18 protein-coding genes are annotated in these 25,675 nt (G+C 69.5%); 5 read left to right on the top strand and 13 right to left on the bottom strand.

Annotated elements, in window-relative coordinates:
• Positions 1 to 13 precede the first annotated feature (13 nt).
• The 6 genes from ABZ382_RS02515 to ABZ382_RS02490 all read right to left on the bottom strand — a co-directional run bounded on the left by ABZ382_RS02515 (position 14) and on the right by ABZ382_RS02490 (position 8,070).
• Complete coding sequence (locus ABZ382_RS02515; RefSeq protein WP_357082784.1) at positions 14 to 1,048, bottom strand: agmatine deiminase family protein; 1,035 nt, start codon at positions 1,046 to 1,048, stop codon at positions 14 to 16.
• Positions 1,048 to 2,013 carry a nitrilase-related carbon-nitrogen hydrolase gene (locus ABZ382_RS02510; RefSeq protein ID WP_357082781.1) on the bottom strand — a complete coding sequence of 322 codons (966 nt, stop codon included), beginning with the start codon at positions 2,011 to 2,013 and terminating at the stop codon, positions 1,048 to 1,050. Before ABZ382_RS02510 ends, ABZ382_RS02515 begins: the two co-directional genes overlap by 1 nt.
• Positions 2,014 to 2,046: 33 nt before the next feature.
• A complete protein-coding gene (locus tag ABZ382_RS02505; RefSeq protein ID WP_357082778.1) occupies positions 2,047 to 3,624 on the bottom strand; it encodes an APC family permease in 1,578 nt (525 codons plus the stop codon).
• 148 nt (positions 3,625 to 3,772) lie between these two features.
• Positions 3,773 to 5,230: an NAD-dependent succinate-semialdehyde dehydrogenase gene (locus ABZ382_RS02500; RefSeq protein WP_357082775.1), complete on the bottom strand. Its 1,458-nt coding sequence runs from the start codon at positions 5,228 to 5,230 to the stop codon at positions 3,773 to 3,775.
• Between the two features lie 18 nt (positions 5,231 to 5,248).
• Positions 5,249 to 6,589 (bottom strand): 4-aminobutyrate--2-oxoglutarate transaminase, encoded by a 1,341-nt coding sequence (gene gabT, locus ABZ382_RS02495; RefSeq protein ID WP_357082772.1) that lies wholly within the window; start codon positions 6,587 to 6,589, stop codon positions 5,249 to 5,251.
• Positions 6,590 to 6,639: 50 nt separating this feature from the next.
• Positions 6,640 to 8,070 carry an aminobutyraldehyde dehydrogenase gene (locus tag ABZ382_RS02490; protein ID WP_357082769.1) on the bottom strand — a complete coding sequence of 477 codons (1,431 nt, stop codon included), beginning with the start codon at positions 8,068 to 8,070 and terminating at the stop codon, positions 6,640 to 6,642.
• A gap of 143 nt (positions 8,071 to 8,213) precedes the next feature.
• On the opposite strand from ABZ382_RS02490, the gene ABZ382_RS02485 reads away from it, so the two are divergent.
• Positions 8,214 to 9,740: a PucR family transcriptional regulator ligand-binding domain-containing protein gene (locus tag ABZ382_RS02485; RefSeq protein WP_357082766.1), complete on the top strand. Its 1,527-nt coding sequence runs from the start codon at positions 8,214 to 8,216 to the stop codon at positions 9,738 to 9,740.
• 6 nt (positions 9,741 to 9,746) lie between these two features.
• Here the strand turns inward: ABZ382_RS02485 and ABZ382_RS02480 are convergent, their stop codons facing one another.
• From ABZ382_RS02480 to ABZ382_RS02460, 5 genes are all read right to left on the bottom strand, one after another.
• Positions 9,747 to 12,842: an NAD-glutamate dehydrogenase domain-containing protein gene (locus ABZ382_RS02480; RefSeq protein WP_357082763.1), complete on the bottom strand. Its 3,096-nt coding sequence runs from the start codon at positions 12,840 to 12,842 to the stop codon at positions 9,747 to 9,749.
• A gap of 244 nt (positions 12,843 to 13,086) precedes the next feature.
• The gene (locus ABZ382_RS02475) at positions 13,087 to 14,748 is read right to left on the bottom strand and encodes a class I adenylate-forming enzyme family protein (RefSeq protein WP_357082760.1); all 1,662 of its coding nucleotides are present in this window, start codon (positions 14,746 to 14,748) and stop codon (positions 13,087 to 13,089) included.
• A gap of 31 nt (positions 14,749 to 14,779) precedes the next feature.
• Entirely contained in the window at positions 14,780 to 15,526 is a 747-nt protein-coding gene (locus tag ABZ382_RS02470; RefSeq protein WP_357082757.1) for a glucose 1-dehydrogenase, read from the bottom strand.
• Positions 15,527 to 15,677: 151 nt separating this feature from the next.
• Positions 15,678 to 16,571, bottom strand: coding sequence for a class I SAM-dependent methyltransferase (locus ABZ382_RS02465; RefSeq protein WP_357082754.1), 894 nt, complete (start codon positions 16,569 to 16,571; stop codon positions 15,678 to 15,680).
• Between the two features lie 121 nt (positions 16,572 to 16,692).
• A complete protein-coding gene (locus ABZ382_RS02460) occupies positions 16,693 to 18,078 on the bottom strand; it encodes a DUF1214 domain-containing protein (RefSeq protein ID WP_357082751.1) in 1,386 nt (461 codons plus the stop codon).
• Positions 18,079 to 18,490: 412 nt separating this feature from the next.
• On the opposite strand from ABZ382_RS02460, the gene ABZ382_RS02455 reads away from it, so the two are divergent.
• Positions 18,491 to 19,093, top strand: coding sequence for a carbonic anhydrase (locus tag ABZ382_RS02455; protein ID WP_357082748.1), 603 nt, complete (start codon positions 18,491 to 18,493; stop codon positions 19,091 to 19,093).
• Positions 19,094 to 19,121: 28 nt separating this feature from the next.
• Here ABZ382_RS02455 and ABZ382_RS02450 read toward each other — a convergent pair whose 3' ends face one another.
• On the bottom strand, positions 19,122 to 19,529 hold the full coding sequence (locus ABZ382_RS02450) for a hypothetical protein (RefSeq protein WP_357082746.1): 408 nt from the start codon (positions 19,527 to 19,529) through the stop codon (positions 19,122 to 19,124).
• Between the two features lie 143 nt (positions 19,530 to 19,672).
• On the opposite strand from ABZ382_RS02450, the gene ABZ382_RS02445 reads away from it, so the two are divergent.
• Positions 19,673 to 20,377, top strand: a complete 705-nt coding sequence (locus ABZ382_RS02445) for a TetR/AcrR family transcriptional regulator (RefSeq protein ID WP_357082744.1) — start codon at positions 19,673 to 19,675, stop codon at positions 20,375 to 20,377.
• A 118-nt stretch (positions 20,378 to 20,495) separates the two neighbouring features.
• Positions 20,496 to 21,572, top strand: coding sequence for an oxygenase MpaB family protein (locus ABZ382_RS02440; protein WP_357082741.1), 1,077 nt, complete (start codon positions 20,496 to 20,498; stop codon positions 21,570 to 21,572).
• A 153-nt stretch (positions 21,573 to 21,725) separates the two neighbouring features.
• On the opposite strand, the gene ABZ382_RS02435 is transcribed toward ABZ382_RS02440, so the two are convergent.
• Positions 21,726 to 22,229: a transglycosylase SLT domain-containing protein gene (locus tag ABZ382_RS02435; RefSeq protein WP_357082738.1), complete on the bottom strand. Its 504-nt coding sequence runs from the start codon at positions 22,227 to 22,229 to the stop codon at positions 21,726 to 21,728.
• A gap of 176 nt (positions 22,230 to 22,405) precedes the next feature.
• Between ABZ382_RS02435 and ABZ382_RS02430 the strand changes: the two genes are divergently transcribed.
• Entirely contained in the window at positions 22,406 to 25,621 is a 3,216-nt protein-coding gene (locus ABZ382_RS02430; protein WP_357082735.1) for a protein kinase, read from the top strand.
• Positions 25,622 to 25,675 lie beyond the last annotated feature (54 nt).

The raw sequence follows: 25,675 nt of genomic DNA, 5'->3' as shown, positions 1-25,675 counted from the left end.
GCGGGTGAGCCCGCTACCGCCCGGCAGGGACCGGCAGCGGTTCGTTCTGGGTGATGCAGTGGATGCCGCCGCCGCGCGCGAAGATCGGCCGCGCGTCGACGGTGACGATGGTCCGTCCGGGATAGACCTCGGCCAGCACGGCCGCGGCCTCGGCGTCGTTCGGGTCGTCGAACCCGCACAGGATGACCGCGCCGTTGCAGACGTAGTGATTGATGTAGCTGTAGTCGACGAACCCCTCCGCGTCGCGCAGCGTGCGCGGCGCGGGCAGCGGGACCACCGTGAAAGGCTTTCCGGCGGAGGTCGTCTCGTTCGCGAACTGCTTCATCAGCTCGAGGCTGAGCGCGTGGTCGGGATGCTCGCCGTCGCGCTGGTCGTGCACCAGCACCACGCCCGGAGCGGGCAATGCCGCCACGATGTCGGAGTGCCCGCGGGTGCCGAAGCGCTGCGAATCGCGCCACAGTCCGCGCGGCAGCCAGATCGCGGTGTCGATGCCGATGGTGCGCCGCAGTTCGGCCTCGACCTCGGCCTTGGACAGGCCCGGATTGCGGAACGGGTCCAGCTGCACGGTGTCGGTGAGGATGACCGTGCCCGCGCCGTCGACCTGGATGCCGCCGCCCTCGTTCACCAGCGCCGACTCGACGACCGGGATCCCGGCCGCCGCCGCGACCGCCCGTCCGATCTCGCGATCGTTGTCCCAGGCGGCCCAATCCTGCTGGCCCCAGCCGTTGAACACCCAGTTCACGGCCGCCACCGAACCGTCGGCGGCATGCACGAAGGTCGGCCCGATATCACGCATCCAGGCGTCGTCGAGCGGCGCCACCACGATGTCTATCGCCGCGGACAGGGTGCGCCGGGCCGCGCCGACGTCGGCCGGATCGACGACCATGGTCACCGGTTCGAACTCGGCCACCGCGTGCGCGACCGCGGTCCAGGCGGTGCGGGCCTCGTCGGTCGCCTCGGGGGTCGCGGTGATCTCCGAACCCTCGGGCGGGAACGCCATCCAGGTGCGGCGGTGCGGCCCGTGTTCGGCGGGCATACGCCAGGTCATCAGGCCCGCCCGAAGGGGTGCTCGGTGTCGACCGGCGCGGTCAGCCGGGCGTAGGTGTCGGGGCGGCGGGTGTCCAGGAACGGGAACAGCGTCAGCCAGTCGCTGCGCTGATCCAGATCCAGATCGGCCACCAGCACCGCGGATTCGTCGCGCGGGGCCTGCACCAGCACGCGGCCGTACGGGTCGGAGATGAACGAGGAACCGTAAAAGGTGATCTCGCCTTCGTCGCCGTAGCGGTTGGGCACCACCATGAAAGTGCCTGCGGTGATGCCGTTTCCGACGATCACGTGCTGCCACAGCGGCTGGGTGTCGAAGGCCGGGAAGGTGGGCTCGGAGCCGATGGCGGTCGGGTAGACGATGATGTCGGCGCCGGCGAGCGAGTACATGCGGGCGACCTCGGGGAACCACTCGTCCCAGCAGGTCGGCATGCCGATGCGCGCCGCGCCGAGATCGGGGTGGCTGTGCGGCTGGTAGGCCTCGTCGGTGGCGGGTCCGGCCCGGAAGTAGGTGTCCTCGTAGTAGCCGGCCGACACCGGAATGTGCAGCTTGCGGGTGCGGCCGACCAGTTCGCCGGTGGGGGACACCAGGATCGCGGTGTTGAAGCCGAGCCCGTCGCCCTCGTCGGCGCGCTCGTAGAGCGAGGCGTGCACGAACACGCCGTGCTCGATGGCCGCCTTGGCCGCGAAGGTGAAGGTCGGGCCGGTGGTCAGGTCTTCGGCGTCGGCGCCCGGATTCTCGCCGCCGCGCACGAAGGCCGGGTACTTGCTCAGCGTGACCTCGGGCAGGAAGACCGCCTTGGCGCCCAGCTCGGCCGCGCGACCGATGCCCTCGTTCAGCTCGGCGATCATGGCCTCGCCGTCGGCCTGCCAGCGGTGCTGGACGAGTGCGACCCGCAGCGGCGGGCGGACCGGATCCTGTACTCGCGCATGCGAAACGGGCGGTTCGAAACAAGTGATGACGTGCATGACTACTCCTGATTGTCGAAAGTGTGCGGCGCGCTAGTGCCCGCTGAAATGGGGCGCCACGGGTTCGGGCATCGGGTCGCCCGACTTCGCGCGCGGCAAGGTCTTGCCCTGGAAGTACTCCGGCTGCCGCCAGCGCTGGATCAGCATGAGCACCGCGCCCAGCGCCAGGATCCCGAAGCCGAGGTAGAAGACCAGTCCGATGCCGAGAATCGAAGCGCCGCTGCCGACTTCGGGCTTCAGGCTCTCGCGGACCGAGATGGCGAACACCACCAGCAGCATGGCCCCGCCCAGTAGCGGGAACACGAGCTTGAACACGGTGTCGCGCGGGGAGGCGAACCACCGCTTGCGGAAGTACCAGACCGAGGCGAACGCGGTGATGCCGTAGTACCAGCAGATCATGATGCCCAGCGCGGCGATGGTGTCGAGCAGCACGTGCTCGGACAGCAGCGCGGTGATCGCGTACAGACCACCGGCCACGACCGCGGCGACCGCGGTGCTGAAACGCGGCACCTGGTACACCGGGTGCACCGACGAAAACCGCTCGGGCAGCGCCTTGAACGTGCCCATGGCGAGCATGGCGCGCGCGGCGGGCAGGAAGGTGGCCTGCAGGCTGGCGATGGTGGACACCAGCACGGCCAGGAACAGCAGCAGTTCGCCCGCGCTGCCCATCACCGGTTCGGCCAGCGTGCCGAAGACATTGTTGCGGGCCTTCTCCCCGCCCAGGCCGATGCCGGTGTCGCCGACCCCGGCGTACCACATGAGCGCGACCGCCAGCAGCAGATAGGTGCCCAGCACGGTCAGGATCGACAGCAGTCCGGCGCGACCGGGTGTGCGCTGGGGGTCCTTGCACTCCTCGCCGAGGGTGAGCGCGGTGTCCCAGCCCCAGTACATGAACACCGAGCCGATCAATCCGATCGCGAAGGCGCCCAGCGTGAGTCCGGTCAGCGGGTTGAACCAGTCGAGGCTGAAGCTCAGCCCCGACGGCGTATCGCCGCTGAGCGCCTTGGCCAGGGCGATGCCCGCGAACAGCAGCAGCACGGTCAGCTGGAATCCGACCAGCACGTACTGCACCCGTTCGCTGGAACTGATGCCGCGACTGGCCGCCCACCCGGCCGCGGCCAGGAACGCCAGGGTGGTGAGGATATTGATGAGCTTGTTCTCGCCCAGTGCCGCAATGTATTCCGAGTGCGTCATCCGGCCGATGACCAGATAGAGGAACTCCGCTCCCACCGCGGCGATATTGGCGAGCACGATGACCACCGCGATCACCGAACCCCAGCCGGCCATCCAGCCGACATAAGGTCCCAGCGAGCGCGCCGACCAGGTGAAGGAGGCTCCGCAGTCCGGCGTCTCGGCGCTGAACTCGCGGTAGGCGAAGGCCGCCAGGAACATCGGAACGAACCCGGCGATCAGCAGGGCGGGCATCTTCAAACCGACCGCCGCGACGATCAGGCCGACGCTGGCCGTGGTGGTGTAGGCGGGGGCGATGGACGCGATACTCAGGACCGCGCCGGCCAGGGTGCCGACCTTGTCGGTGGCCAATCCCTTACCGCTGGAAGCGGTGTCGTCCTGAGCGGGCTCTGCCGTCTCGGAGGCGTTCTGTACGAGCATTCAAGCTCCTGGTACGGGGTGTGGTGTGGTCGGAGGCCGGGGCCCTCGACCACACCGCGCCGCGGTGGCGAACCGATCGGCGGCGTCATTGCCGGAGACCGGGTTGGCACCGGATCCGGCGCAGGGGCCGGGGTGCCGGGGGATGACGTCAGCGGGTCAGCGCGACGTATTTGGTGTCGAGATACTCGTGGATCCCTTCGGATCCGCCCTCACTGCCCAGACCGGACTGCTTCACCCCGCCGAACGGGGCCGCCGGGTCGGAGATGACGCCGCGGTTCACGCCGACCATGCCGGCCTCGAGCGCGGCGGACACCCGCAGCGCGCGATCCAGGTCCCGCGTGTAGAAGTAGGCGGCCAAGCCGTATTCGGTGTCATTGGCCAGGGCCACGACCTCGTCCTCGGTGTCGAAGCCGTAGACGGCGGCGACCGGGCCGAAGATCTCCTCGCGGTGCATGCGCGCGGTGCGCGGCACCTCGTCGAGCACGGTGGGCTGGAAGAACCAGCCCGGCCCGTCGATGATCTGACCGCCGGTGCGGACCACCGCGCCGGCGGCGACGGCGTCGTCCACCAGTGCCGCAACGGTTTTGCGCTGCCGCTCGTTGATCAGCGGGCCGGTGTCGACGCCCGGTGCGTACCCGGGTCCGACGCGCAGTGCGCCGATCTTCTCGGCCAGGCGCGAGGCGAACTCCGCGCGAATCGAGTTGTGCACGTAGATGCGGTTGGCCGCGGTGCACGCCTCGCCGCCATTGCGCATCTTCGCCGCCATCGCCCCGGCCAGCGCCTGGTCCAGGTCGGCGTCCTCGAACACGATGAACGGGGCGTTGCCGCCCAGCTCCATCGAGGTCCGCAGGACATTGTCGGCGGCCTGGCGCAGCAGCAGTTTGCCCACCCGGGTCGAACCGGTGAAGGTGACCTTGCGCAGGCGCGGGTCCGCCAGCAGCGGCGCGGTGATGGCCGCGGCGTCGCTGCCCGGCAGCACCGACAGCACGCCCGCGGGCAGACCGGCCTCGGCGAAGATCCGGGCCAGGGCCAGCGTGGTCAGCGGGGTGTCCTCGGCGGGTTTCACGATGACGGTGCAGCCCGCGGCCAGCGCCGGGGCGATCTTGCGAGCGCCCATGGCCAGCGGGAAGTTCCACGGCGTGATCGCCAGGCACGGGCCGACCGGCTGCTGGGTGACCAGGATGCGCCCGGTTCCGGCGGGGGATTCGGTGTACCGGCCGCCGACGCGCACCGCCTCCTCGCTGAACCAGCGCAGGAATTCGCCGCCGTAGGCGACCTCGCCGCGCGCTTCGGCGAGGGTCTTGCCCATTTCCAGGGTCATCAGCAGCGCGATGTCCTCGGTGTGTTCGAGCAGGATCTCCCAGGCGCGGCGCAGGATCGTCGAGCGTTCCCGCGGAGACGTTGCGGCCCAAGCAGATTGGGCGCGGCAGGCCGAGTCGAGGGCGCGCAGGGCATCCTCGCCGTTCGCGTCGGCGACCTCGGTGAGGAGCTCACCGCCGGCCGGATCGTGGACCGCGAAGGTGCGGCCGCCGGCGGCCGGGAGGGACTCCCCGTCGATCCACATCCCGGTGGGGACGAGGGCGCTGATCTTGTCGTATTCCAACATTGTTCTCCCAGCCCTCTGTCAGCCCGCGAGCTCGCTGATGGCGGTGCACAGCACCGTCAGCGCCTCGTCGAGCAGCTCGTCGCTGATCACCAGCGGCGGCAGCAGTCGAATGACATTGCCGTAGGTGCCGCAGGTCAGGGTGAGCACTCCCTGCTCGAGGCAGCGCTTGGCGACGGCGGCGGTCAGCGCGGCGTCGGGTTCGGTGGTGCCGGGGCGGACGAACTCGAGCGCCAGCATCGCGCCGCGGCCGCGCACGTCGCCCACGGCCGGAACCTCTTGTGCCAGTGCGTGGAAGCGTGTCAGCGCCGTCTCGCCGATGTGGCGGGCGCGGGCGGGCAGATCGTGATCGCGAATGGCCTCGATGGCGGCCAGCGCCGCGGCGCACGCGACGGGGTTGCCGCCGTAGGTGCCGCCCAGGCCACCTGCGTGCACGGCGTCGAGCAGCTCGGCGCGGCCGGTGATGGCCGAGAGCGGCATACCGCCGGCGATGCCCTTGGCCATGGTGATGATGTCGGGGACCACACCCTCGTGATCGCAGGCGAACCACTCGCCGGTGCGCGCGAAACCGGTCTGCACCTCGTCGGCGATGAACACCACGCCGTTCGCGCGCGCCCACTCCACCAGCGTCGGCAGGAAGCCGGCCGCGGGCACGATGAATCCGCCCTCGCCCTGGATCGGCTCGATGATGATCGCCGCCACCGAATCCGCGCCGATCTGCTTTTCGATCCGGGTGATCGCCTCACGGGCGGCGGCCACACCGTCCAGGCCACCGTCGCGGAACGGGTAGGACATCGGCATCCGGTACACCTCGGGCGCGAACGGCCCGAAATGCGACTTGTACGGCATGGATTTCGCGGTCAGCGCCATGGTCAGGTTGGTGCGGCCGTGATAGGCGTGGTCGAAGGCGACCACCGCGGTCCGGCCGGTGGCCAGGCGCGCCACCTTGACCGCGTTCTCCACCGCTTCCGCGCCGGAGTTGAACAGGACGCTGCGCTTCTCGTGATCGCCGGGGGTCAGCGCAGAGAGCTGCTCGCACACCTCGATGTACGCCTCGTACGGGGTGACCATGAAACAGGTGTGCGTGAACCGCTCGACCTGCTCCCGCACCGCCGCGACCACCTTGGGATGCGACGCGCCGACATTGGTCACCGCGATACCGGCGGCCAGGTCGATCAGCGAGTTGCCGTCGACGTCGACGATGACGGCGCCGTCGGCATCGGCCGCGTACACCGGCGCGGTGGAACCCACCCCGGCCGCGACGGCGGCCTTGCGGCGGGCGGCCAGCTCCTGCGAGCGCGGGCCCGGTAGAGCGGTGGTCAGCACCCGCTGCTGCGGGAGCCGGTAGGTGATCTCGGTCATCGAAAGTCTTTCTGCGGAAAGTGGTTACAGGTCGGGTAGCGGCGGTGAACTCAGTCGTGCGCGCTCATCACGTGCTTGACGCGGGTGTAGTCCTCCACGCCGTAGGCGGAGAGGTCCTTGCCGTAGCCGGAGCGCTTGAACCCGCCGTGCGGCATCTCCGCCACCAGCGGGATATGGCAGTTGACCCACACCGCGCCGAAGTCCAGGGACGACGAAACACGCTGCACCACACCGTGATCGCGGGTCCAGATGCTCGAGGCCAGGCCGTAGACGACGTCGTTGGCGAGCTGCACGGCAGCGGCCTCGTCGGTGAAGGTCTGCACGGTGATGACCGGGCCGAAGATCTCCTCCTGCACGATCGGATCGTCCTGGCGCACACCGGTGATGACGGTCGGGGCGAGGTAGAAGCCGCGCTCGCCGACCCGCTCGCCGCCGGTGACGACGGTGGCGTGCGCGGGCAGCTCCGCGATCTTGCCGACGACCGACTCGAAGTGCCGGATGTTGTTGAGCGGGCCGTAGGCGGCCTCGGGATCGTCGGGCAGGCCCGGCTTCACCGTCCGCGCCTTCTTCACCAGCGCCTCGACGAAGTCGTCGTGCACCGACTCGTGCACCAGCACCCGGGTGGCGGCGGTGCAGTCCTGTCCGGCGTTGAAGAAGGCGGCGTCACCGATGCGGTCGGCGGCCAGCGCCAGATCGGCGTCGCCGAAGATCACCACCGGCGCGTTGCCGCCGAGTTCGAGGTGCGCGCGCTTGACCTGCGCGGCGGCGGCCTCGGCCACCGCGATGCCCGCCCGCACCGAACCGGTGATCGCCACCATGTCCAGGGCGGGGTGGCTCACCAGGGTCGCGCCGGTGCTCGCGGTGCCCAGCACCACATTGAGCACGCCGTCGGGCAGGATGCCGTGCGACAGCTCGGCCAGCAGCAGGGTGCTGCCCGGGGTGGTGTCGCTGGGCTTGAGCACCACCGTGTTCCCGGTCGCCAGCGCCGGGCCGATCTTCCAGATGGCCATCATCAGCGGGTAGTTCCACGGGGTCACCTGCCCGATCACGCCGATCGGCTCCCGGCGCACATACGAGGTGAACCCGGACATGTACTCGCCGGCCGACTTGCCCTCGAGCATGCGCGCGGCGCCCGCGAAGAAGCGCAGGTGATCGGCGCCGGCGGCGACCTCCTCGGACGCGACCAGATGCTTGGGCTGGCCGGTCTCGCGGCACTGCGCCTCGACGAGCGCGTCGGCGTTGGCCTCGATGGCGTCGGCCAGCTTCAGCAGCGCGGCCTGCCGCTGACTCGGGGTGGTCGCCTTCCAGGCGGGGAGGGCGCGGGTGGCGGCGGCGACGGCGGCATCGATATCGGCCCGGCCGGAGATCGGGCTGAGGCCGGTCACCGCTTCGTCCACGGGGCTGATCAGTTCGAACGACTCCGACGTGGTGGCGGCCACCAGCCGGCCATCGATGTAGTTGCGGAGCAGCTCATTCGTCATGTGTGTGCCCGATCTCGTTCGAAAGTGCGTTCTGTGGGGTTGCCAGTTAGTGTGCTGCGCAACACACCCCCGCGTCACCTGCCGGATCGGCGTGGGAGCAGAATTCGGATTCGACAGATCGTCCAGATTGCTATGGGAGCGCTGTGAACGCGGGAATACCTGTCCGATGGGTCCTGTCCCAACCCGAGCTGAGCCTGGTCCTCAAGGGCGGCGCGAGCGGGCTCGGACGGGCCATCAGCCTGGTCCTCACCTCCGAGCTGATCGAACCGCAGCAGTGGCTGTCCGGGGGCGAACTGGTGCTGACCACCGGGATGGGTTTGCCGCTCAGTCGCGCCGACCGGCTGCGCTACTTCGAGGACCTCGGCGCGGCCGGGGTCGCCGGCGTCGGATTCGGCGTCGGGCTCTCGCACGAGACGGTGCCCGAGGATCTGGTCGAGGCCGCCGACCGGCTCGGGGTGCCGCTGTTCGAAGTACCGCTGCCGACGCCGTTCGCCGCCATCACCAAGAAGGTCATGCAGCGGCTCGCCGAACAGGAGTACGAGAAGGTGCTGCGCGCCTCTCGGGCGCAGCCACGCATGACCCGGGCGGCCATTCAGGGCGTGCACGCGGTCATCAAGGAATTGTCCGCGGCGCTGTCGGCGACGGTGCTCGTCGTCGGGGGTGACAGCGCCGTCACCGAGGCACACCCGCGCGCGCCCGCGGCCGAGATTCTCGACCGCATCGGCGAATTCGTCGCCACGCACGGCGAGAGCGCCGGCAGCGGCGTGATCCAGCTGTCCTCGGGGCAGTACCTCGTACTGCAGGCGATCAGCGCCGGCCAGACCGTGCACGGCCACCTCGCGGTGGTCGCCCCCACCGCGCTCAGTCCCGTCGATCAGGTGCTACTCGGTCACGCCAGCTCACTGCTGGCCCTCGACTTCGAGAAGCCCGCCCGGCTGCGGATGGCCCAGAACGACTTGAACTCCCAGGCCATCGCCATGCTGCTGCAGCAGCCGGGCGACCTCGACAGCATGTGGCAGCATCTGACCGCCGCCGCCGACCGCACCGGTCGCATCCGCGCGCTCGTGCTGTGGTGTGCCGGGCCCGAGGCCGCCGCCGAAGTCCTGGACGCGATCGACGCGCGGCTGCGCCCGCTCAACCGCCAGCTGTTCGCGCACGCCGCGGGTGAACGCGCCGCGGTCCTGCTGCGCGGCTCCGACACCGACGATATCGCCGAACAACTCCTCGCGGGCCTGCCCCCGGACACGCGCGCCGCGGTTCGGGCGGGCCTGAGTTCCCCGCATCCGTTGCGCCGCTTCAGCGCCGCGGTCGACAATGCCGAGCTGGCCGCCTCGGCGGCGCTGCCCGGAGCGCGCCCGCTGGAGTTGGCCTCGCTCGCGGGCCACGCGCTGCTGGCGTTCCCGGAGGCCCAGCGCGTCCTCGGCGCGGTGTCCGAGGCCATGCTGCAGCCGCTCGTCGACTACGACGAGCGGCACGGCACCGACCTCATCGGCTCGCTGCGCGCCTACCTCGAGGCCCACGGCCAATGGGAGACCGCCGCCACCGCGCTCGGCGTGCACCGGCACACCCTGCGCAGCCGGGTGGCCCGGATCGAATCGGTGCTGGGCTGCACGCTCGACCAAGCGCTGGTTCGCGCCGAACTGCTGCTGGCGGTCGTGGCCCGCCGCTGATCCGCGCTACTCGTTGCCGGTGAGCGTGGCGGTCGCCAATTCGGCGTTGACCACGCACAGCCGGGCGATATCGACCGTTCCGGCCCGGCGCAGGCCCGCCACCAGTTCCATCAGCCGCGGCGCGGCAGGGGTGGACTTCCAGGCCGCGACCCGGTCGCGGGCCGAATCGGCGGGGGTGGCCCGCGACAGCACCGCCGCCGCCAGGCTGTGCCAGCGCGATTGCAGTTCATCGCACAGCACCGCGGCCGCGAGGGTCTCCCAGTGGTCGGCGGTGCGGGTGGCGGCGAATGTCGTTGCCAGCCAATCCAAGCCGATCAGGTCGCCGAGTTCCCGGTAGGTCTGGGTGACCAGCGCCACCGGGAGCCCGAGGCGGCGGGCGGTGTCGCTCAACGGCAGCGCCTGGGCGAGCAGGCGCAGGTTGGCCAGATCCCGGCCGGGGTGGCCGCCGGGGCGTGGCAGGACCGCCGTCAGTTCGGCGACAATCGGTGCGTGGCAGTCGATTTCGGCCGACCAGGTGGCCGCGCTGCGATGGGTGAGCAGCCAGGCGGTGGCCTGTTCCACCGCGTCCTGAATGCCCTTGAGGATGCCCATGCGAACCTGCGGGGAGACGCCGGACAACGCCAGCGCCTCACGCCACCAGCTGTCCACATCGAGGACCTCGTCGACGACGGTGCAGGCCAGCACGATCTGCGGGGTGCCCGCGCCGAGCCGCTCCTCGAGGCGGTGGATCATGCCGGGGCCGACCCGGTCGATCACCTGATTGGCCGCGGCCACCGCCACGATCTGGCGGGCCACCGGATGCTCGCTCAGCAGCCGCTCACCGAGCAGGTCCCGGATCCGGTCCGGGAAATAGCTCGTCAGCGTGCCGGACACGACCGGGTCCGACAGCGCATCCGAGGCCAGCAGTTCCGCGCGGACCTGATTCTTGGCGGTGGCCAGCAGCACCGCGATCTCCGGGCGCACCAGTCCCTTGCCCGCGCGGCGGCGGGATGCGAGATCGGCCGGGGTGGGCAGGAATTCGGCGGCGCGATCGAGTTCGGCCGCGTGTTCCAGGTTCTCGATCAGACGGCCGTGCCGGTCGATGAGGAAGGGGGCGTGCGTCTCGGCGAGGCTGATGGCCAGGGCCTGTCGATCGCAGTCGGCGAGTACGGCGCGGGCCACGGCGTCGGCTTCGGCCGCCAGCAGCCGATTGCGTTCGCCGACCGTCGCCAGTCCCGCGGCCACCGCGGAATCCAGGGCGATCTTGAGGTTCACCTCGCGGTCGGAGGTGGCCACGCCCGCGGCATTGTCGATGAAATCGGCGTTGACCTTGCCGCCGGCGACGGCGAATTCGATGCGGGCCTGCTGGGTGAGGCCCAGATTGCCGCCCTCGCCGATGACCCGGCAGCGCAGTCGATCCGCGGTGACCCGCACCTCGTCGTTGGACGGGTCGGCCACGTCGGCGTCCTGTTCGTCCCGGGCCCGCACGTAGGTGCCGATGCCGCCGTTGAACAGCAGGTCCACCTCCGCGCCGAGCATGGCCCGGATCAGCTCGGGTGCGGGCAGTTCGGTGGCGGTGACGCCCAGCCGTGCGCGCACCTCGGGTGCGAGCGGCACCGATTTCGCGGTACGCGGCCACACGCCGCCGCCCGCGGAGATCAGCGCGGGGTCGTAGTCGGCCCAGCTGCTGCGCTCCAATCCGGCCAGCCGGGTGCGTTCCTGGTGCGAGAGCACCGGATCCGGGTCGGGGTCCAGGAAGATGTGCCGGTGGTCGAAGGCTGCCACCAGGCGGATGCGGTCGGTCTCGAGCATGCCGTTGCCGAAGACGTCGCCCGACATGTCGCCGATTCCGGTGACGGTGAAGGGCTCGGTGTCGGGATCGATGCCGAGTTCGGCGAAATGCTGGCGAATCGAGCGCCACGCGCCGCGCGCGGTGATGCCCAGCGCCTTGTGGTCGTAGCCGGTCGAGCCGCCCGAGGCGAAGGCGTCGCCCAGCCAGAAACCGCGGGCCACCGCAATGGAATTGGCCAGATCCGAGAAGCGGGCGGTGCCCTTGTCGGCGGCCACGACCAGATACGAATCCGGGTCGTCGTAGACGACGGTGTGCGCGGGGGTGGTGATGATGCCGTCCACGACATTGTCGGTGACGTCGAGCAGGCCGCCGATGAAGGCCGCGTACGCGTATTCCGCCGAGGCCGGATCGGTGCGGCCGCCGCGCACGACGAACGCGCCCTTGGCGCCCATCGGCACGATCACCGAGTTCTTCACCGTCTGGGTCTTCATCAGGCCCAGCACCTCGGTGCGGAAGTCGTCGACACGATCGGACCAGCGCAGGCCGCCGCGCGCGATCACGCCGCCGCGCACGTGACTGCCCTCGACCCGGGTGGAGTGCACGAAGATCTCGCGATAGGGCGTGATCGGCGTGGACAGCGACAATCGGGCGGGATCGATCTTGAACGCGGCGACCGCCCGGTTCGGCTGGAACCAGTTGGTGCGCAATACCGCGGTGCAGAAGGTGTACAGCCCGCGCAGCAGCTGATCCTCGGGCAGGGTGGTGGCCGACTCCAGGCGGTGCTTGGCCTCGAGGTCGGCCTCGGCCACCGCGGCGGCGCGATCCGGGTGCCCGGGATCGAAGCGCGCGTGGAACAGCGCGACGAACTTGCGCACGAAATCAGTATGGGCGGTGAGGATTTCGGCGATCCTGGGTTCGCTCATGCGCAGCCCGGCCTGCCGCAGATACCGGCAGGCGGCCCGCACCAGGATCGCGTCCTGCCAGGCCAGGCCCGCGGTGGCGATCAGACCGGTGAAGCCGTCGATCTCCAGTTCGCCCGCGGTGGCGGCGGTGAACGCCTCCGCGAGCAGCCCGGCCGTCGGCTCGCTCAGCCCGAAGGTCGTGGGCCGGAAGGTGAATCGATGCTCGGTGCACAGCCCCTCGACGCTCACCTCGTGGGTGGTGACGTGCAGGCCCAGAGCCGAGAAGATCTCGATCAGCTCGGTGAGCGACGCCGGGGCGCCGGGCCAGGTCAGCCTCGCACGGGGCGGCAGCGTATCGGGATCGAAGCGGAGGCGGGGGGTGGCCTCCGTCCGGTCCTCGTCCAGCGTGCCGACGGCTCCGAGATGCATCTGCTCAACTCCCTGCGCGTGACCTTCGATGTCGCAGTCAATCTGCCGCAAAGAGAGCCACGCCACAGTCGACAAAGCGGAGCGCCCGGCGGGACCCGGCACTCCGGTTCGTCCAATGCCGGATCGGCGGGCGCGTCCGGCTACGGCGTCTGGCGCCTCGGCCAGATGCCGATAGGGCTGGGGAGGCCGTCGAGCTCGCGGCGGTGGCCGTGCCCTGCCACCTGCCGCCGAGCCCGAGTGGAAATCAGTTCTCCAGCGTGAGGTCGCGGCGCAGCACCTTGCCGGTGGCGTTGCGCGGCAGCGGATCCGCGGTGACCAGCCAGCGGGCGGGCACCTTGAAGTAGGCCAGGTGCCTGGCGACGTGGTCGCGCAGTTCGTCCTCGGTCACGGCCTCGGGGTCGTCGATCACGACGATGGCTGCTACCTGTTGGCCGAGATCCTCGTGCGGGACGCCGATCACGGCCGATTCGCGTACCAGCGGGTGTTCGTCGAGGACGTTCTCGATCTCCTGGGGATAGACGTTCTCGCCGCCGCGCAGGATGAGATCCGAACGGCGGCCGGAGATGTAGAGCTTGCCGCCGCGCAGCGTGCCGAAGTCGCCGGTGCGTAGCCAGCGGTCGTCGTCGATGGCGGCTTTGGTGGCGTCGTCGTTGTTCCAGTAGCCGAGCATGACGTAGGGGCTGCGGATGCAGATCTCGCCCTCTTCGCCGTCGGCCACGGGTTTGCCGTCGGGGTCGCGGACCTCGAGCGAGACGCCGACCACCGCGCGGCCCACGGTCTCGTTGTCGGCGGCCAGTTCCGGCGGGGTGGCCACGGTCGCGGCGGTGCCGGACTCAGTGCAGCCGTAGCTGGTGGTCAGACCCTGCAATGCGACGGGGAACCGTTCCCGCAGCCGCTGTACGAGCGATGGAGATGAAGGGGCGGAGTTGAGTGACAACGCCGCCAGCGAGGACAGGTCATAGCGTGAAATGTCCACGCCCAGCAGGCGACTGGCCAGCGTCGGCACGGCCGCCCAGTTGGTGACCCGCTCGGTCTCGACCAGACGCAGCAGCGATTCGGCATCGAACTCGCCCGAGGTCGGGAAGATGATCGCGTCACCCGTGGTGAGGCGCGGGATCGCGATGTTGTGCAGGCTGGCGATGTGGAACAGCGGCATCGTGGCCAGATGTCGGCGGCCGGCGGGGGAACCGTCCCAGGCCTGGCCGCGGAAGCCGGCGGCCAGCGCGTCGGTGAAGCGGTGGTAGTCGGCGACCGCGACGAGGTTGCGCTGGGTGTGCACCACCCCTTTGGGGCGGCCGGTGGTGCCGGAGGTGTAGAGGATGATCGCCGGATCGTCCTCGCTCGACTCCGCCGCCGGGTTGCCGCCCGCGAACTCCGCGATCAGCGCGGGCAGGTCGACTTCGATGGTGAGCACAGGGATTTCGGCGCCGGTCTCCGCCACGACCGCCGCGCGCTTGGCGTCGGCGATCACCACCTTCGGGGCGGAATGCGCTAAGCCGTACTCGATCTCGCGCGGCACCCACCACGCGTTGTAGCCGACCGGGATCGCGCCCAACCGCTGGGCGGCCCAGAAGGTGACCACCCACTCCGGGGCATTGGCGGCCAGGATGCCGATCCGGTCGCCCTTGCCGACGCCGTAGCGCTCGGCCAATGCGGCGGCCAGCGCGCCGGCGGCGGCGTAGTGCTCGGCGAAGGTGTAGCGGGTGCGCGCGGACACCAGGTAGTCGAGTTCGCCCAGGTCACGGGAGGCTTCCAGCAGCTCCAACAGCGATCCGCGGCGGTGCTTGAACACCGGCTGCGGTGCGCCCAGCACCTGCTCGACGGTCATTTCGAACGGACCGCCCGAGCCGGTCAGCTGTGCGGTCACCTGCGCGGCGAGCGTCTGGAGGTCAATGGCGTTGGTCATGAATCAAATCCTCGAATCGGTAGTGCGCGCGTCATCCGAACGTCTTGTGGGGCACGCCGACGATCAGGCCGCCGTCGATGACGTGCTCCGCGCCGGTCGTGTAGCTGGACTCGTCGCTCGCCAGGTACACGATGAGATGCGCGACCTCCTCGGCGGTGGCGGCACGGCCGAGCGGGATCTGCAGGAAGTCCTCGGGAATGCCCTCGGTCATCGGTGTGCGCACCATGCCGGGGTGCACCGAGTTCACGCGAATGTTGTACTGCGCCAACTCCAGTGCGGCCGACTTGGTCAGACCGCGCACCGCGAACTTGGTGGCGGTGTAGCCGTGCAATCCGACACTCCCACGCAGACCCTCCACTGAGGAGATGTTGATGATCGAACCGCCGCCGGCCGACGTCATCGCCGTCGTCGCCGCCTGGATTCCGAAGAAGGTACCGGTCAAATTGATGTCGACGATCTGCCGCCAGGCCGCCGGGTCGAAGTCGGCGATGGTGTTGCCGTTGACGATTCCGGCATTGTTCACCAGGACGCTCAGCGAGCCGAACTCCTCGACCGCCACGTCGACCGCCTGTTTCCACTGCTCGGCGTCGGTCACGTCGAGGTGGACGAAACGCGCCGCCGCACCCAACTCGGCCGCCAGCGCTTCACCCTCGGAATCCAGCAGATCGCCGATCACCACCCTGGCCCCGTGCTCGACCAGGGCCCGCGCGTGCGCGGCGCCCATTCCGCGCGCGCCGCCACTGATGAGGGCCACTTTGCCCGCTACACGCCTACTCATGCCCGCTCCAGCTGTCGAGTGTTCTCTGTCATACGGGCAGTAAAGCATGGCTTCAATCACTGTTTCAATCAATGATTGAAATGATGATTGAAGAGTGGCGGATCCGAGGGCATCGGCGGCCGACGCCGAACACCGGCCGAGCGTTGTCGATCTACGCGTGCTTGTCGGCGGTCACGTAGTGCGCCTGCCGCACGAGGTCGAGCAGTTCGGCGGGCAGGTCGGTGATCGGGTGGTCGTAGGCGGCGGCCAGGTCGACAGGGCTGATGAGATGGACCGACCAGCCGTGCTGGGACAGCCAGCCGCCGGGTTCGGCGCGGGCATCGTCGTACCAGAGATCGCCCACATCCACGTTGCCGAAGGGGTTGCTGCCGAAGAACTTCCGCTCCGTGTCGGCGAAGTGGTGCGGGTCCACGGCGCGGCCGAAATCGTCGGTGGCCACGCAGCTGCCCGGTGCGGACAGGGCGTCGACGCGTTCGAACAGCGCATCGTGCGCGCGGCCCGGCAGGAACGGCAACAAGCCCTCGGCCGACCATGCCGCCGGCCGTTCGGGATCGAATCCGGCGGCGGTGAGCGCAGCGGGCCAATCGTCGCGCAGATCGACCGCCACCACGCGCCGGTCGGCCTTGGCCACCGCACCGTGCTCGGCGAGGACCCGGTCCTTGAACTCCAGCACCCGGGGCTGATCGATCTCGAAGACGACCGTGCCCGCGGGCCAATCCAGTCGGTGCGCCCGCGCATCCAGACCGGCCGCGAGAATCACCGCCTGCCGCACACCCCGCTGCCAGGCGTCGGTGAAGAACTCATCGAAGAACCTCGTCCGGACACCCATGAACCGCCCGAACCGCTCGATCTTGCCGATGGACTCCGGGTCGGCCAGCATCTGCACGAAATGCTCGTCGCCCGCGGCCTCGACGAACCACGCCGCATAGTCGTCGCGGATCATCGGCTCGGGATCGATCGTCTCGAGTGCGCGAAATGTGGCGACGCCCAAGGCGGTCAGGCCCACGCTCGTCACGATGTCCCAGCTGTCCCCGTCCGTTCGCATCACAGTCACCCCACGGTGTCAGCGATCGTCTGAGTTACCCCCGTCGATTCTGCTCCCATCCGGCACGCCCAGCAACCGCTTGGATAACTCGGTCGCCGGGGTGCGCAGGTGACGTGGTGGGTCAGATTCGTTCGAAGTCACCCGGTTTCCAGCTGCCGTCGAAAGCCGCCTGTTCCGGTCCGTAGATGCGCAGGTAGGCGAACCAGCCGTGGCCGGGCTCGGTGCGCAGCCAGCGGTCGGCCTGGTCTTCGGGGCATTCGGGTCCGAAGTGCAGGCGCAGCGGTTGGTCGGCGGGGATGTCGCGCAGCTCGAAAAGCGAACGGAGCGCGGCTTTGTCCTGCGCGGTCTGGGTTTGGGACCGGGTCGCCGCATCGTAGATCGTGATCGACCAGAACAGTGAGCACGGCACGGGCTGGGGGATGTCGAGGGTGTAGGACGCGCCGCCGTCGAGGAAGGCGCCGTCGCGGTCGCGCAGCCCGAGCCAATACAGCGATCCATTGCCAACCTGACGGCGGAACATGGCGGGGGAGGCGATGATGGCCTGGATGAACCAGCGATCCCGGGCGTCGAGGTCGAATCCCGACTCGGTGCGGAAATCGCCGTTGTCGTCGACCAGGCCGACCCATTCCCAGCGCCGGTCGGGCCAGGAGATCCGGTCTGGACGAACACTCGCGAACGCGGTGACCAACATCTGGTCCCGTCCCCGGCGCGCGGCCCGGGTGAGCAGCGTGGCGGTGCGCGCGTCGGGTGCGAAGTCCTTGCCCCGCTCGATGCCGAGGTCGGCGAGCAGTCCGTACATCGGTGCGAATTCCGCGACCAGCGGTTCCGCGTCGAGAATCCGGTGCAGGATGCGCCAGAACTCGAGGTTGTCCTCCCACCGCAGGCAGGTGCTGTCCATCGCGCGATCGGTGGTGTCGACGATCTCGAGCGGTTGATCGGATGAGCCCAGCGGGTAGACCCGGACCGCCCGCAACGCGGCCATGGCTCGGTCGATATCCCCCTGCAGCGGAAGGGCGCGCAGAGCCAACAACACGATGGTGGACCCGGCTCGCGCCACGTGCGCTCCGGCGGGTACCTCGCCGTCGAAGTCGGGCGGCGTCACCACATAGGTTCCGCCGTGGCCGCCGTCGGGTCCGGGAATTCCCATGTCGGTGATCCAGCGTTGATGGTGGTCGTCGAGCAGCCCGATGTAGGGGCCGGCGGGCAGCTCGATCACCATCGGCCCGGTCGAGAGATCCAGAGCGGCTGCGCCGTAAGGGGTATCGGAATTGAGCGTGAACCCGACCTGGCGCGGCCCCGCGGCGGCGATGCCGAACGCCTTGTTATCGGCGAGACCGAGCTCCCGGTTGCCGTTGAAGATCCCCTCCGCGGAGACGGTCGGATACCAGAATCGGTAGGCGGTGATCGCGCGCTGCTCGTCGGCGTCGGCCCGGGCGCGTTCGGCGCCGTCCGGACTCGGGTAGCCGTCGTGGAACCGGTAAGTCTCCTGGGACGTCCTGTCGGTCATGCGCGCCTCTCCTCAGGGATGTCGAACCCATCGCAGACCGCCGGAACCATTGACCGGTTGCTGCGGTCACCCTGCAGCCTGACCCGGAACCGACCGGTTTCAACGTTGCCGCGCCGAGTTTCAGCGAACTGGTGGCGAACACTCGCACGCGAGGAAGAGGGCTATGTGCGGGCGGATCGGAATCGAGAGGTAGGGGATTCGCGCGTACAGTAACTCGGTGATAGCTGTCTGTCGCGGTGTCGGCCGGAGGTGGATACCTATGAGTTCGGATGGGGCAGGTCTGTCGCGCAGGGGGGTGCTCGCGGGTGGAATGATGCTCGCGGCGGGGTCATTGGCCGCTTGTTCGGATTCGTCCCAGTCATCGGTGTCGGGCGAAACCTCGACATCGTCGATCGCGTCGTCGGCGCCCCCGGTGCCCTCGACTCCGGCAGCGGCCTGGTCGCGGTTGATGGCGGGCAATGGGCGCTGGGTGAAGGGCGATCTGGATCATCCCGACCGCGATCCGGATCGGCGAGAACTCCTCGCCATGAAGCAGAACCCGTACTGTGTCGTGTTGTCCTGCATCGATTCTCGGGTGCCCCCGGAACTGGTCTTCGACGTCGGTCTCGGCGATCTGTTCGTGCTGCGGACCGGTGCGCAGGTGATGGGACCCCTGGTGGAGGCGTCGGCCGAGTACGGGCCGCTCACCGGTGGCACGCCGTTGATCGTGGTGCTCGGGCACCAGCGGTGCGGGGCGGTCATCGCGGCGGAGGAGGCCCTGCGTACGGGCCAGGCGTTGCCGGGCAATCTGCAGGAGATAGCGCTCGCTCTGCGCCCGGCCTACGAGCAGGTGCGCGACAGCGACCAGGATCGTCCCGAGGCCATGGCGCGGGCTCAGGTGCGGCTGGTCGCTGATCGGTTGCGCGGCAACGCGGATCTGGCGCCGATGGTGGGAGCGGGCCGGATGGCGGTGGTGGGCGCCTACTACTCCCTCGATACCGGGGAGGTCGAGGTACTGTCCGGCGCACCCTCCTGAGTGCGTACCGCGCGAGGGGTGGGCGGGACTAGGGGCATTGATCGTAGCCCTGGCCGCGCGAGACCAGGGCGACGGCGTCGCGCGCTCCGGCGGTGAAGCCGGCGTTCTCGTCGGGTGTCGCGGCCGCGGCGTCGGGGCTGGTGAGCCAGCTGGTCAGGAGTTCGTCGCCGGCCTGCTGCAACGACCATTGCGGGTCCCCGGCGTGGCTCCGGGCGGCCAGGCCGAGCACCGCGTACATGCCGACGCATGCCGAGCGTCGTGCCGCCGCCGCGGCCGGGGACAACGTCGGTCCCGGTGTGACCGACACCGGCCGGGTGGTGGTCGGGGCCGCGATCGTGGTGCTGGGGTCGGCGGGTGCGCTACTGGAGCCGCACCCGGTCAGGGCGAGCGTGGCGAGCGCGGCCGTCACGCTCGCCGACATGGCTTTCACCGACATGATGTGTGGTCTCCCGCCGACTGCGAATTCGATGTGTCCCATCATGATTCGGGCGCGGGGTTCCGGGGCGGCTTTGGGCGGTTCCGGGTCGGTATGGCGGATCCGCGGAGGCGTGGCGTGCGATCGAATGGGCGAGAGGTGTGATGGGAGATGATGCGGGGGTGACGGTGGAGAAGAAGTCGCCCGGTGTGTGGCAGGTCGGCGTCGATCCTGTGATCGCCCGGCCGCGCCGCCGGAACGCGCCGCGGCTGCCGCCGGACGAGCGGCGGACGCAGTTGCTCGATGCCGCGTTGCGGGTGGTCGAGGGGGATGGGCTGGCGCAGTTGACCATGCAGGCGGTGGCGCGGGAAGCCGGTGTGGCGAAACCGGTTCTGTACGCGCTGTATCCGACCGCGCCCGAACTCGTGGCCGCGCTGTTGCATCGCGAGCATGCGCGGGGGATGGCGCAGATTCTGCGGGCCCTGCCGGATGACCTGAGTGGCAGCGATCCGGACGAGGAGTTCGTGACCGCCGCGCTCGCGTTCCTGCGGGCGGTCGCGGCGGCGCCGGGCCGCTGGCGGCTGATTCTGATGCACGCAGACGGAGCGCCGGCCGACTACCGGTCGCTGCTGGCCGTCGCGCGGGAGGACCTGACCGCGCGCTATCTCGAATTGCTGCGTACCGGATTCGCGATCCGCGGCGGTCCCGAGGGCGCCGACCTCGAACTCATCGGAACCGCCATGGTCGGGTTCATGGAAGTGCTCGGGCGCATGGTGTTGACGGATCCGCAGCGGTTTCCGCCGGAGCGCCTGGAATCGACCGTTCGATCCCTGCTGCGCACCCTGCCGCCCGCGCGGGAGCGTGGCTGAGACAGTTCGGCGAAAACTCTGGTGAGCCGGCGGGCCCGGTGCTACCTTGTCCTCAATTCCTACGGCAGCGTAGAACTGAAGTTCTACGGCTGCGTAGATTTGAAAAGGGAGGCTCGGCATGGCCGGGAAACTGCGCAGGATCACCGAACTCATGACGACGCGGGGCCAGGACGGGAGCGCGCGGACCAAGCCGGTCGCGTGGCTGACCGCCCCGGTGAAACCAGCCGAGGACTACGGGTTCTTCGGACCCGGCTCGGTGACGTGGAAGGTGTGGGGGTACCCGACGTCGATGTCGGTGGGATTCCAGCGGGCGGTGGTGATCGAGGAGCTCGATCCCTTCCTGGTCGCGTCGGTGGCGACCACCGGAAAGGTGTACAGCCAGGCCAGGATCCGCTACGACCACACCCTCGCCTACTTCGCCACCGTGCTGTTCGGTGACACGAGAACGGCCACCACCGCGTCGGCGGTGCTGATGCGGATCCACGCCGAGAACGGTGTCGGGACCGAGCCGGTCTCGGGTCTCTACTACGACGCGAACGATCCCGACAGTCAGCTGTGGATTCATCTGACGGCGTGGCATTCCATCCTCTACGTCTACGAGACGTTCGGTCCCGGAAGACTTTCCGAGGAGGAGGAGCGGCAGTTCTGGCACGAGTGCGCGGTCGCCGCGGAACTGCAGACCTGCGACCCGGCTCGGGTCCCGCGCACCCGGGAAGGTGTTCGCGCCTACTTCGAGGAGGTTCGCACCCGGCTCGTCGCGAGCGAGGTCACCCAGCAGATGATGAACCACCTGCTCAACGCGGAGGTGATGTATCCGCCCATGCTCGGCAGGATGCGTCCGGTCGGCTGGGTGGCCAATCAGTTCCTGCGCCGCGCGACCATCGCGACTCTGCCCGTCTGGCAGCGTGAGCTCGCCGGGGTCCGTCAATCCAGAGCGGCCGACACAGTGGTTCGCCTGCTGGCCAAACCGGTCTTCCGGGTGGCGTCCCGCAGCGCCCGGATCCAGCTGGCCCTGCTGTCGTGGCTCTCGCCGTCGACCGCGCCGGTCGTCGCGCCCTTCTTCCGGGGCATCCCGCCGGTGCGGCCCGAAACGCTGTCTCCGGCGGACGCTTACGCGCGCTGGGAGGTCCCGACTCCGGCCGAGATGTACGCCAAGGTCCACCCGGACTTCAAGCTCACCCCGTACCCGGCGTGACCACCTGAAACTGGAAGTCGAGCAGGGCGAAAGCCTTGTCGGAGTTCGGGATCGAGCTGGGAGCCGTCCGGGACGCGCATCCCGGAATGCTCCGGCCGGGCTGGTGATCCGAGGAGTGGATCACCGCCCGAGCGGGTGGAGCGAATCGAGTGGTCAGTACGCCGAGTCGACGTTGTCCATCGAGCCGTAGCGCGCCGCGGCGTAGTTGCAGGCCGCGGTGATGTTGGCGACCGGATCCCAGATGTCCCAGGAGGTGCCGTCGACGTGGTACGCCTGGAAGGTCGGGTCGATCACCTGGAGCAGGCCCTTGGACGGGATGCCGGCGGCGGCGTTGGAGTCGTAGAGGTTGATCGCGCCGGGGTCGCCGCCGGATTCGCGCATGATGTTGCGGTGGATGCCCTCGTAGCTGCCGGGAATGCCGTGGGCGGCCATGACGCCCAGGGCGTCACGGATCCAGCCGTCGAGGTCGTTCGTGGCGGCGGTCGGCGCGATCTTGGCGGCCGAGAGGTTCACGGCTGCGGGCAGGGTCCGCGCCGGAGCGTCCGGGACGAGTGCCGAGGCCTGGGCGGTTGCCACGATCGACAGCGAGGCGGCGGCCAGGGCGCAAGCGGCGAGACGGCGGGCGGTCCGGGAAGGGGAGCGGTGTCCGGTAGCCATGGTGGTTCTCCTGAGGATTTTCAATGCCGTGCGGTCGCTCGGCGGTGAACACAGCGTCTGTCGGGGGGATACCTGCGCACGACGGTCGTTCTGCCGGGCATATACCTATTTCCGCCGCGCACGTGCGGGGGAGATAAGCTGATTGGTGCCCGCTGCTGGCGATTTGCGAGTTACCGATGGTCCAAGCCGATTCGTTCGAAGCGCAGCGTGATGCCGGTTCCGACGTCGTCACGGAACTGAGCGCTGCCGGATTCCAAGGCGCGCACGAGATCGGGCGCGGCGGACTCGGAATCGTCTACCGCTGCACGCAGGTCGCCGCCGAACGGGATGTGGCGGTGAAGGTTCTCACCGGTGAGCTGGACGAGGATCGGGAACGGTTCTTCCGCGAGCAACGTGCGCTGGGACGCCTCACCGGGCACCCGAACATCGTCAGCATGCTCGAGGTCGGCGAGACCGGCAGCGGTCGCCCTTACCTGGTCATGCCGTATTTCTCCCGGGGCTCGCTGGGTGAGCGGCTGCACGCCGACGGCCCGCTGTCGCTGCCCGACACCCTGCACATCGGGGTGCGGATCGCGGGGGCGCTCGAATCCGCGCATCGCGCCGGGGTCGTCCACCGTGATATCCGGCCCGCGAACATCCTGCTCACCGACTACGACGAGCCCGTGCTGACCGACTTCGGCATCGCCGACGTCGCCAGCTCGGAGGCCGTCACCGCGCCCGAAGTGCTCGACGGCCAGGCCCCCAGCCGCGGCTCGGATGTTTACGGGCTGGGCGCCACGCTGCTCTGCGCGCTCACCTGCCGGGTCACCTTGGAGCAGCCCGACGACGAGCAGGCCAACCAGCTCGTGCGGATCGCCACCCCCGCGAATCCCGAACTCTGTGAGATCGGGATCCCCTGGGATGTGCGCTCGGTGATCGAAGCGGCGATGTCCCGCGACCCGCGCGACCGTCCGACCGCGGCGTCTCTGGGCGACCAGCTGCGCCGAATTCAGATCGAACGCGGCCTACCGGTCGACGACATGGCGGTGCGCGACGAACCGGGCGCCGAATCCGAATCGCTCACAGGATCGGAAATGATCGCATCGCAGGGAGTTCCGCGTCTGCACAGTGACGCCTTGCACGACGGCACCGGCAATCTGCCGCTCGAGCTGACCAGCTTCGTCGATCGCCGGACCCAGCTGTCCGAGGTCGTCAACCTGCTGGCCGGGTCCCGCCTGGTGACCCTGACCGGGATCGGCGGGGTCGGAAAGTCCAGGCTCGCACTGCGAGTCGCGCACAAGACCCGGCAGCGGTTCCCGAACGGCGCATGGCTGGTCGAGTTGGGGGAGCTGCGCGACGACGCCTTGCTGCCCGATGTGGTGGCCGCGGCCCTCGGAATCCGAAGCCAGGGCGTCATATCCGTGCTCGACACCCTGGTGGAGGCGTTGGCCCCGCACGATCTGCTGCTGGTCCTCGACGATTGCGAGCACGTGATCGACGCGGCCGCCAAGCTGTCGGAGGCACTGCTGCGGGTCTGCCCGAACGTGCGAATCCTGGCCACGAGCCGTGAGGCTCTCGGCATCGGCGGCGAAGCCGTGTATCCGCTTCCGCCGCTGACCGTTCCCGAGTCGAGCAAGGAACGCGCGTCGGCGCATTCGCACGCCGTGGCGTTGTTCGTCGAACGCGCCGCCGCGGCTCTGCCGGGCTTCGAGATGACCGACGCGAATCAGCCCGCGATCGCCGAGATCTGCGCCCGCCTCGACGGCTTGCCGCTGGCGATCGAACTGGCCGCCGCGCGGCTGCGCACCATGTCGGTCGAGCAGATCCGCACCCGCCTCAGCGACCGGTACGCCCTGCTGTCCCGCGGCGGCCGGGGCACCCCGAAACGGCAGCAGACCCTGCGGTACTCCATCAACTGGAGCTACGACCTGTGCACCCCCGACGAGAAGCGGCTGTGGGCCTGCCTGTCGGTGTTCACCGGCGGCTTCGAACTCGACGCGGTCGAGCAGGTGTGCGCCGGTCACCTGCCCGAATACCAGGTTCTCGACACCCTGTCGGCGCTGGTCGACAAATCCATCCTGGTCCGGCAGGAAACCGACGGGGCGGTGCGCTTCCGGATGCTCGAGACCGTGCAGGAATTCGGCCGGGAGCAGGCCGAGGAGTCGGGCCTGTACCCGGATCTGCATCGGCGTCACCGGGACTGGTGTGAGGGGCTGGTCCGCGAGGCGAACGCCGAGATGATCGGCGCGCGTCAGCTCGACTGGGTGGCCCGCCTCGAACGGGAACTGCCGAACCTTCGAAAAGCCTTGGAGTACAGCCTGTCCGAGTCCGATGAGGGCGGCCTCGGGATGGTCACCGGCCTGTACTTGTTCTGGGGTCTGCGCGGGCGGCTCCACGAGGGCTGCCGGTGGTACGAGCGGGTGCTCGGCCACCCCGGCGGCCGCACCGCCGATCGCGCCCGGGCACTGTTCGCCGCGGGCACGCTCGTGGGTTTGACCGGCGACCTGGCGACCGCGAACAAGCGATTCGACGAGCTCCGCCTCCTCGCCGAGCAGACCCCGGACCCGCTGGTCGCCGCCCTGGTCGACCACGTCGACGCCAATGCCGCGCTGGCTCGCGGCAATGTCGGCGAATCCGACGCGGCCGCCCTGCTGACCGACGCGATCAGCAAATACGAGGCGTGCGGGGAACTCGGCATGCAGTTCGATGCCCAACTGTCCCTCGGCTGGGCCTATGCCCTGGGCGGTGACGTCACCCGGGCCGTCGCCTGCCACGAGAAGACGCTCACCATGACGTCGACCTCCGGCGAATCGATCTACCGGTCCTGGGCCTTGTTCGCGGCGGGCTTCGCCGTCTGGCGAGCCGGTGACGTCGACCGCGCCAAGCGCCTGCTGGAGGAGGGCGTCCGGCTGTCCGCCCTGATCACCGAGCCGCTGGTGGCCGCGGGCTGCCTGGAGACCCTGGCCTGGATCGCCGCCGACCGGAACGAACCGCGCCGCGCGGCCGTCCTCATGGGCGCGGCCGACAAGCTGGGCCGCCTCGCCGGCACCGCGACCCTCATGGTCCGCGACCTGCTCACCTACCGCTCCGACTGCCTGCGCGGCAGCCGCGAAGCGCTCGGACCGCGCGCCTTCGACCGGGCCCGCAACGAAGGGGCCGCCCTGAGCCTGGACTCGGCCGTGCGCCTCGCGCTCGACGAACCGTCCCCGGCCGGCGAGACCGCCCCGCAGGTGCTGACGAAACGAGAACGGCAGGTCGCCGAGCTCGTCGCGGAAGGCCTGACGAACCGGGCGATCGCCTCCCGCCTGGTGATCTCCCAGCGGACCGCGCAGGGCCACGTCGAACACATCCTGGTCAAACTCGGATTCACCTCGCGCGCGCAGATCGCGGCGTGGGTCGCCGAGCATTCCTGATCTCGTGGATGTCCGGAATTCCGGATACCGTGGTCTGGGTAACACGCCTCGGAG

The organism is Nocardia sp. NPDC005825, from assembly GCF_040630175.1.
Taxonomy (GTDB): Bacteria; Actinomycetota; Actinomycetes; order Mycobacteriales; family Mycobacteriaceae; genus Nocardia.
Note: the sequence above shows the minus strand (reverse complement) of the source record. Positions and strands in the feature narration are given on the sequence as shown.

What these genes read in the sequence shown, in the direction of transcription:
- ABZ382_RS02450 (WP_357082746.1), bottom strand. Translation starts at nt 19,529, where the DNA reads ATGTCGGTGAAAGCCATGTCGGCGAGCGTGACGGCCGCGCTCGCCACG.
- ABZ382_RS02480 (WP_357082763.1), bottom strand. Translation starts at nt 12,842, where the DNA reads ATGCATCTCGGAGCCGTCGGCACGCTGGACGAGGACCGGACGGAGGCC.
- ABZ382_RS02460 (WP_357082751.1), bottom strand. Translation starts at nt 18,078, where the DNA reads ATGACCGACAGGACGTCCCAGGAGACTTACCGGTTCCACGACGGCTAC.
- ABZ382_RS02430 (WP_357082735.1), top strand. Translation starts at nt 22,406, where the DNA reads ATGGTCCAAGCCGATTCGTTCGAAGCGCAGCGTGATGCCGGTTCCGAC.
- ABZ382_RS02470 (WP_357082757.1), bottom strand. Translation starts at nt 15,526, where the DNA reads ATGAGTAGGCGTGTAGCGGGCAAAGTGGCCCTCATCAGTGGCGGCGCG.
- gabT (WP_357082772.1), bottom strand. Translation starts at nt 6,589, where the DNA reads ATGACCGAGATCACCTACCGGCTCCCGCAGCAGCGGGTGCTGACCACC.
- ABZ382_RS02435 (WP_357082738.1), bottom strand. Translation starts at nt 22,229, where the DNA reads ATGGCTACCGGACACCGCTCCCCTTCCCGGACCGCCCGCCGTCTCGCC.
- ABZ382_RS02490 (WP_357082769.1), bottom strand. Translation starts at nt 8,070, where the DNA reads ATGACGAATGAGCTGCTCCGCAACTACATCGATGGCCGGCTGGTGGCC.
- ABZ382_RS02445 (WP_357082744.1), top strand. Translation starts at nt 19,673, where the DNA reads ATGGGAGATGATGCGGGGGTGACGGTGGAGAAGAAGTCGCCCGGTGTG.
- ABZ382_RS02500 (WP_357082775.1), bottom strand. Translation starts at nt 5,230, where the DNA reads ATGTTGGAATACGACAAGATCAGCGCCCTCGTCCCCACCGGGATGTGG.
- ABZ382_RS02465 (WP_357082754.1), bottom strand. Translation starts at nt 16,571, where the DNA reads ATGCGAACGGACGGGGACAGCTGGGACATCGTGACGAGCGTGGGCCTG.
- ABZ382_RS02505 (WP_357082778.1), bottom strand. Translation starts at nt 3,624, where the DNA reads ATGCTCGTACAGAACGCCTCCGAGACGGCAGAGCCCGCTCAGGACGAC.
- ABZ382_RS02510 (WP_357082781.1), bottom strand. Translation starts at nt 2,013, where the DNA reads ATGCACGTCATCACTTGTTTCGAACCGCCCGTTTCGCATGCGCGAGTA.
- ABZ382_RS02440 (WP_357082741.1), top strand. Translation starts at nt 20,496, where the DNA reads ATGGCCGGGAAACTGCGCAGGATCACCGAACTCATGACGACGCGGGGC.
- ABZ382_RS02515 (WP_357082784.1), bottom strand. Translation starts at nt 1,048, where the DNA reads ATGACCTGGCGTATGCCCGCCGAACACGGGCCGCACCGCCGCACCTGG.
- ABZ382_RS02475 (WP_357082760.1), bottom strand. Translation starts at nt 14,748, where the DNA reads ATGACCAACGCCATTGACCTCCAGACGCTCGCCGCGCAGGTGACCGCA.